Annotated in this window: 12 protein-coding genes; 4 read left to right on the top strand and 8 right to left on the bottom strand. The window is 69.2% G+C overall.

Annotated elements, in window-relative coordinates; all coding sequences use genetic code 11:
* Positions 1-374: hypothetical protein (locus tag VG276_28270; GenBank protein ID HEV8653186.1), on the bottom strand; the 374-nt coding region annotated here is incomplete at its 3' end.
* A gap of 459 nt (positions 375-833) precedes the next feature.
* On the opposite strand from VG276_28270, the gene VG276_28265 reads away from it, so the two are divergent.
* The 4 genes from VG276_28265 to VG276_28250 are packed head-to-tail and all read left to right on the top strand — an operon-like array spanning position 834 to position 2,491.
* A complete protein-coding gene (locus VG276_28265) occupies positions 834-1,148 on the top strand; it encodes a hypothetical protein (protein HEV8653185.1) in 315 nt (104 codons plus the stop codon).
* The gene (locus VG276_28260) at positions 1,145-1,768 is read left to right on the top strand and encodes a hypothetical protein (GenBank protein HEV8653184.1); all 624 of its coding nucleotides are present in this window, start codon (positions 1,145-1,147) and stop codon (positions 1,766-1,768) included. The genes VG276_28265 and VG276_28260 overlap by 4 nt, the downstream gene beginning before the upstream one ends.
* Positions 1,769-1,793: 25 nt before the next feature.
* Complete coding sequence (locus tag VG276_28255) at positions 1,794-2,261, top strand: hypothetical protein (GenBank protein ID HEV8653183.1); 468 nt, start codon at positions 1,794-1,796, stop codon at positions 2,259-2,261.
* A gap of 20 nt (positions 2,262-2,281) precedes the next feature.
* The gene (locus tag VG276_28250; protein HEV8653182.1) at positions 2,282-2,491 is read left to right on the top strand and encodes a hypothetical protein; all 210 of its coding nucleotides are present in this window, start codon (positions 2,282-2,284) and stop codon (positions 2,489-2,491) included.
* On the opposite strand, the gene VG276_28245 is transcribed toward VG276_28250, so the two are convergent.
* From VG276_28245 to VG276_28215, 7 genes are all read right to left on the bottom strand, one after another.
* The gene (locus VG276_28245) at positions 2,488-2,769 is read right to left on the bottom strand and encodes a hypothetical protein (protein HEV8653181.1); all 282 of its coding nucleotides are present in this window, start codon (positions 2,767-2,769) and stop codon (positions 2,488-2,490) included. The genes VG276_28250 and VG276_28245 overlap by 4 nt on opposite strands.
* Complete coding sequence (locus VG276_28240; protein HEV8653180.1) at positions 2,766-3,002, bottom strand: hypothetical protein; 237 nt, start codon at positions 3,000-3,002, stop codon at positions 2,766-2,768. The genes VG276_28245 and VG276_28240 overlap by 4 nt, the downstream gene beginning before the upstream one ends.
* A gap of 51 nt (positions 3,003-3,053) precedes the next feature.
* Entirely contained in the window at positions 3,054-3,503 is a 450-nt protein-coding gene (locus tag VG276_28235; protein HEV8653179.1) for an HNH endonuclease, read from the bottom strand.
* Entirely contained in the window at positions 3,500-3,799 is a 300-nt protein-coding gene (locus VG276_28230; protein HEV8653178.1) for a hypothetical protein, read from the bottom strand. Before VG276_28230 ends, VG276_28235 begins: the two co-directional genes overlap by 4 nt.
* A complete protein-coding gene (locus VG276_28225) occupies positions 3,796-4,149 on the bottom strand; it encodes a hypothetical protein (protein ID HEV8653177.1) in 354 nt (117 codons plus the stop codon). The genes VG276_28230 and VG276_28225 overlap by 4 nt, the downstream gene beginning before the upstream one ends.
* Before the next feature lie 39 nt (positions 4,150-4,188).
* Positions 4,189-5,322: a tyrosine-type recombinase/integrase gene (locus VG276_28220; GenBank protein HEV8653176.1), complete on the bottom strand. Its 1,134-nt coding sequence runs from the start codon at positions 5,320-5,322 to the stop codon at positions 4,189-4,191.
* A gap of 149 nt (positions 5,323-5,471) precedes the next feature.
* Entirely contained in the window at positions 5,472-5,975 is a 504-nt protein-coding gene (locus VG276_28215; GenBank protein HEV8653175.1) for a helix-turn-helix transcriptional regulator, read from the bottom strand.
* Positions 5,976-6,000: the final 25 nt, after the last annotated feature.

The raw sequence follows: 6,000 nt of genomic DNA, 5'->3' as shown, positions 1-6,000 counted from the left end.
TCCCACGTCGAGGGCGGACCGTTGCGGATGTTGAACTGCATCGGCCCCGAGCAGCAGCCGAACCGGTTGACCCCGGAGACGACGCCCGGAGCACGCGAGCGCCCATGGTTGGTTTCGACCTTCCCGATGCCGGCCAGCACCGCCCAGGACAGGCCCGGGCAGGCGTGGGCGCCCCGCTGGTACAGCACCAGGTAGGCCGGCGGGATGTCCGCCCGGCCGGTCGAGCTCGCCGCCGCCGGCGTCGGCGCTGGCGGGGGAGTGCGACGGTGGTGGGGTGTGGCGGCTTCCGCGGCAGGCTTGGCGCCCACCGCCAGCAGCACCAGGAACAGCATCAGCCACGGCCCCTCACCGCGGTGGTCGTCGCGGCGGCCCATCAGGCCACCTCACGCCACCGCGGTGGCGGCTCCAGCTGCTCTCCCCGGCAGTCCGCGCACAGCCACCGGTCGCCGACCGGCCACAGCCGCCCCTCACCCAAGCATCCGTCGCACGGCTGCTCCAACAGGGACTGGCACCACGCCTCGACCTGGGCGTCCAGCGTGGGCCTGGCCGCGCGTGGCGGCAGGGTGGGACGATGCAGCGGCATTGGAGCGCAACCTCCGATGCGAAAGAAGCCCGGGCGGGAGATGGCACCTCCCGCCCGGGTCGGTTTTGGAACGGGTTGCGGCGCACCCGCCTCGGATGCGCCCGCTATGCAGTTGTCCGCAGAAGCATCGCGTGAGCTCTGCGCCGCCCCTCACCGGCGCGTCTAGGGCCTACTAGATTTCGCGGGTCAGAATACGATCTCCCCACGCTCGCGTCCAGTGCCCTCTAGACAAACCGGGTATGCTGTGCGCATGCCCAACCATGACCAGGTCGCCAGGCAGATCGCCGAAGCGCTGGAGGGACTCCAGGGCGCATTCCAAGCGGTCGAGCAGGTCACCGACCCGCAACAGGCGTTCGAGTTGGCCACCGAGCTCGTCGATGATCTCGGCCGGCTGGAAGGACAGGCCGCTGATCTGCGTGCCCGCCAGGTTGGCAGGATCTGGGCGAGCGAGACGATGACCCTGGAAGTGCTGGCGCAGCGGATCAGCGTCCGCAAGGCCCGCGCCGGCCAGCTCAAGCAGCGCGCGCTGGAGCTGGCCAACCGCCCGGAAGGAGAGCAGCCATGACGGAGCACATCGGTCCCTGGCATGAGGTGCCCAACCCGAACGGGTGGGTGGACCCGGAAGCGGCCGACCTTCCGATCGGCGATGACGAGCCGGCAGGCGTGCTCGGTGAGGTGTGGCCGCTCACCATCGACCCGACCATCCCCGCCGAACAGGCGGGGATCTGGCTGTGTAGCGGCACGCTGCCGTGGACGACGCCATTCAAGAAGCAGGGTGTGCGGCTGCACGACCTGATCGTCCGGGAGCTTACCCGCCGGGACATCCCCGTCCGCCCCACCACGCCGCTGCACCAGACCTCCGATCGGGACATTGGCATCGGCGTGGTACACACCTACATGGCGGTCATTCCCTGCGACGGGCCGGTCCGGGCCCGCTGGCCGCTCGCGCTGCCGGTCTCCACCCAGCTCGCCGCGATGGTCGGCCCGCCCCCCACCCATGCCTCCGGGGAGCGCCCACAACCGCGGGACTGGGATGTCCTGATCCATGGCCTCGGCCACCTGCACCGGCTCTACAACACCAACGCCACCTTCCGCCGCGACTTGGCGCCAGCGTTCGCATTCCATCTGGGGGAGTGGGAGGAGACGCTGTTCCAGCAGTTCGAGCGGGTCCACGGCACGACGTGAGCGACCGCCCGACGGCGGTGACGCCATGAGCGACCCGGCGCCGCTGCCCGCCGGCCCGGTCGACCGGGAGTGGGCGGAGCTCGCCCTCAACGTCTGCCAGTCCGCCTGGGAGCACGACCTGGCCGGCTGCGGCGACGAGCTGTCCCGCAGGGTCCTACGGGTGACGCTGGCCGCGCTGCGCCGCTACGAGCTGCGCACCGGCCAGCAGCGGCTCACCCACCCCTCGCTCGTCCGGCGCACCCCAGACGGTCGCCTGCCCGATCCTGGCATGGCCGTGCTGTGCGCCAGCTGCGACCAGCCACGCCAGGCGCATGGTGGCCGCCGGCATCTTGGCGCCTGCCCAGGACATGAGGGCCTGCATGCGCAACGATTCAGCCGGGTGGCCGTGGCTGCGCACTCTGAAGCGGTATCGGACCCCGGCAGCCCTGGGGACCACAACCCGACCGTCGACCCGAGTGTCACCGACCACCCGCCGCTACATCCTAGAATCTAGCGCCGGGAGAGGAGGCCACCATGTCGCGTCCCGCGTTATGGCTGCTGCTCCTGATGGGCCTGTGCTTCTGGGTACTCGCCGCGCTCGTCCTGCCAGGCATCCTGCAGGTCGTCATGCTTGGTCGCGGCAAGGTGGTTTGGCTGGAGCTCTGCATCACCGTCGCCTACGGGATGTGGGGATGCGCGGCCTTCTGGGTCGCCATCCGACGGCTGGCCCGGGGGAGCCGCTAGTCTCCCCCGGCGGGGGAGTGGCGGCGGCGCAGCCACTGCGAGAGCACATACTCCATGCCGGTCAGCTCGTTGGGCTGCGGGGTGCCGTCCCGTTCCATCACGGCGGAAACCGCCATCATGCCCGCCAGTGCCGCCCGGGCCTGCGCGATGTCGTCCAGGTCGGTGTCGTAGGCTTTCAGGCAGTCGCGGAGGAGGGCGACACCCTCGTCGAAGAAGCGCGCCTCGGCCGGGGTGGCGGGCGTCCCGGCGTCCTCGATGCACTGGTCGAGCAGGTTCATGGCTGGTCGTGGATGACCGTGGCCGAGGTGATGTAGGGCGCCAGCTCGCGGCGCATTGCTTCCTCGGTCTCTCCGAAGAAGATCATCACATGGGGGCCGCGCTCGATCTTGAGTTGCTCTCGGAGGTCGACCGCGATCGGCTCTCCTGCCTGGAGTCGGCGGACGTTCTCGGCGCTGAGGCCGAGCCCCACAACCGTGCGGCCGTCCTTGGCGATGGTGGTGAACTTGATCATGGGGGAGTGCCTCCTACCAGGGCGAAAAGTCTCAGGTTTACATAATGTTTATTATGGGGGAGATGCGAGAGTGGTCTCGGCCGGCTTGAATCGACCCCCGCAGCCTGCATGCGGCGTCCCCTCGATCTGTGGGCACAGCGGGATCGTACGGTGGCCGCAGCGGTCGCAGACGAACTCGCGGTCATGCATCTGCTCCGGCCACACTGGCACGGACTCTATGGGCGAAACACTGCCGTCCGCCTCGTAGCCCCAAGGGCTGTCATCATGCCGGTCCATATGGCAGTGAAAGCAGAGCGTGACCAGATCCTCCAACAGCTCCCTGCCGAGCCGAACATAGGTGATGTGGTGCACCTCGAGCCTATCGGCGCGGTGACACTCGGTGCACTGGTGCCCATCCCGCTCAAGCGCCAGGGCACGTTTTGCCTGCCACTCGGGGCTTTCCAGATATTCCTGGTAGCGCCAAGGCGGCAACCCAAGTTCGCCCAGCAGCTGCTCGCTCATGGCTTGCTCTCCCCCGCCGGGGGAGTCGGCTCGCCCCAGCCCGTTTCGGGGTCGCCGACCAGCAGTCGGTACTGCTCGTTGCCTCCAGCGCCTTCGATCTCCTCCAGGGTGACGGGCACGGCCCGAGCCACCTCCTCGAAGTGGCCGGCGTGCTCGCCGAACACGGTCACCGCCCAGGTTTCGCCGCCATGCCGGTTGGGGCGGCCTTCCAGCCAATTGGCGTAGGCAGCAGTGTTGATCCACATGCGCATGCGCGCCTCGTCGGGCGCGGTGACCAGGAAGTAGCGGACGCTCATGGCCGCTCCCCCGCCGGGGGAGTGTGCCCGGGGGCGGCCGGCCGCTCGTACCGCTCGCGCACCTCCCGGGGAACGCCGGCGCTCTCGGGGAGCGGGATGCGCCCCGCCTCCTGCTCCGGCATGGTGCCGGATGCGCCGCGTGCTTCCGGTGTAGTGGTCCGCTCGAACCCGTGGGGGCCGGGCTGCTCGTAGCCGTGGGCGAGCACCATGGTGGCGGTGTCGCCCTGGTAGTGGTGCTTCAAGATCATCGCGCGGGCGGCCGCGTCGTGGCCGGGCCGGAAGAGGCTGCGCGGTGCGGTCGCTTCGCCGCAGCCGCACCAGCACCAGCCGGTCGGATAGGCCCTGTCCATGCGCTCCGCTCCCTCAGCCGGGGTTCCCAGGGCGCTATCCTAGCATGCCGGGCGAGGGCTGTCGCCTGGGATGTCCCGCGGGTCGGGAACGCGCTCCAACCAGCGGCCGACCTGCAACGTGTATCCCTTGGCGTAACGGCGGGTCGTGTTCGCCGATGCGTGGCCGAGGAACTGCTGCAGATGGTCAATGTTGGTGCCCTCGCCGGCCCGGTAGATCGCCGTGGCGATCGAGTGGCGCAGCTGGTGCGCTGAGGCCGGGAAGCCGTTGGCGCGCAGCCATCGGCCCATCGTCACGCTGACGGTCGCCGGCTTCATCGGCCGGCCGGTCGGCTGCCCATTGTGGTCGCGGCCCTCCACCAGCGGCCCGGTCTGCGGCCGCCTGATGAGGTACTTGCGGATGAACTGGTGGGCGGCCGGGTGCAGGGGGATGATCCGCTGTTTGCGGCCCTTGCCGTGCACAAGCAGGGTGATTTCCTGCTCGCTGACGCGGAACCGTTCGATGCGGGCGCCGGCGATCTCCATGCAGCGCAGCCCCCCAGCCCAGGCGAGCCAGCACATCATCCCCATCCGCTCGTCGGTCTTCTCGGCCAGCTCGAGGATCGCGGCGACCATCTCGTCGGGCAGGTCCCGCGGCGGGCCCTCCCCCACCCGGGGGCTGATCACGCCGGCGAGCGGGTTGCGGGTGAGCAGCGGCGGTGCGCTGATCGATGAGCACCAGTGGTAGAAGCGGCGGGCGATCATGGTCTCGTGGGCGCGGGTGGCGACCGACTTCGGCCCGCCCCGGTTCGGCCCGGACTTGGCCGGCTGGCCAAGCCATCGTTCCAGGTGTTTGGGGAGGTTGCGTGCATGCCAGCGTGGCTCGCCCGAGCCGTCGCGGGGCAGCGTGTCGGTGAATGCCTTGAGCGTGCGGCTGTAGTCGGTGATGGTTCGCTGCTCATGGCCGGCCATCCACATCCACGACCGGTAGCGGTCCAGGGCCGTGCCGAAGGTGACGATCCCCACCAGGGGGAAATCGTCGTCAAGGCCGAGGTTTTGGCGGACCCGGTCAGCCATCAGCAGCACCACAGCGCCGACGAACAGGTACAGCATGGTCCGGGGGTTCAGGTGGCCAACGTGGAGGTGCAGCGCGCGTCGCGCGCCGGGGTCAAGGAGATCCGTCCAGAGGGGGAGCAACGGTGCCCCTTTCCATGGGTTTGGGAAGACCGGCTGCCATGGGGAGAGTTTCCGATGCTCGTGCGATCCGGCCGCTTTCACCATATGAAAGCGACGTAATTCGAGTACGGCATTTGAGGAGTTGCCGGTGTTCGTGAGTAATTGGCTACTCAGGCCGGGATGGGGAGTGCTTGGGTCTCTTCGGCCATCCGGCGCAGTTTGCGATGTCCCGACCGGGTAGGGCGCTGACCAGCGCGATCCCACAACCCGACCTTAGTGTGATCGTGCAGGTCAGAAGTCGCATCGGCGGCCGCCGCGAGCACCATGTCATAGCGGCGGAAGCCCATCGCTTCCCCCGACCGGCGTCGCCTCGCTTCCTCCCTGACCGCATCCTTGAACGCCGGGGATGAGAGCGGGCTGACCGCGCGAGCCTCCTCCAGCAGCTTCCAGGCGTCGATCTCGGAGTACAGGTCCGCCAGGCGCCATGCCTCCTCGGCGGTGAGGTTGCGCTCCCCCGCCTCGAGCCGGCCGATCTGGGTGTCGCGTAGTCCCTTGGGTGGATTGCCGACTGGGCCGATCATCGTGGCCACGGTCGCCAGTGACCAGCCACGCCTCTTCCTGGCCGCCTCGAGCTTCCGACCAAGCTCCGGGTCGATGCGCAGGACCGTGGGCACCGTTCTGCCTCCTTGTTGCATCTAA

The sequence above is a fragment of the Actinomycetes bacterium genome (assembly GCA_036000965.1).
Lineage (GTDB): Bacteria > Actinomycetota > CALGFH01 > CALGFH01 > CALGFH01 > DASYUT01.
This window is presented reverse-complemented; position numbering and strand designations above follow the sequence as displayed.